The sequence below is a fragment of the Acinetobacter sp. USHLN143 genome (genome assembly GCF_037145695.1).
Taxonomy (GTDB): domain Bacteria; phylum Pseudomonadota; class Gammaproteobacteria; order Pseudomonadales; family Moraxellaceae; genus Acinetobacter; species Acinetobacter fasciculus.
The window spans coordinates 1-223 of sequence record NZ_JBBCWZ010000329.1 but is presented as its reverse complement, the minus strand read 5'-3'; the positions used below and the strand labels follow the sequence as shown (position 1 = coordinate 223).

Annotated in this window: 1 protein-coding gene; it reads left to right on the top strand. The window is 43.5% G+C overall.

Annotated features, from left to right (window positions below):
• A partial coding sequence (locus WFH18_RS18245) for a transposase (RefSeq protein ID WP_336755466.1) occupies window positions 1–223 on the top strand: 223 nt, incomplete at both ends.

Below are 223 nucleotides of genomic sequence, written 5' to 3'. Positions count from 1 at the left end.
TGGAGCTGAATATCGTCGCCAATGGCGTAAACTACATATTGGTATAGATGCCAAAACCCTACAAATACGCGCTATTCAGCTCACAACCAATAATGTCAGTGATTCACAGGTGCTTGGTGATTTACTTAATCAGATTCCACAAGATGAGCAGATTGACTCTGTTTATACCGATGGAGCTTATGACACCAAGCAATGCCGTCAGGTCATTGCAGATCGGCAAGCA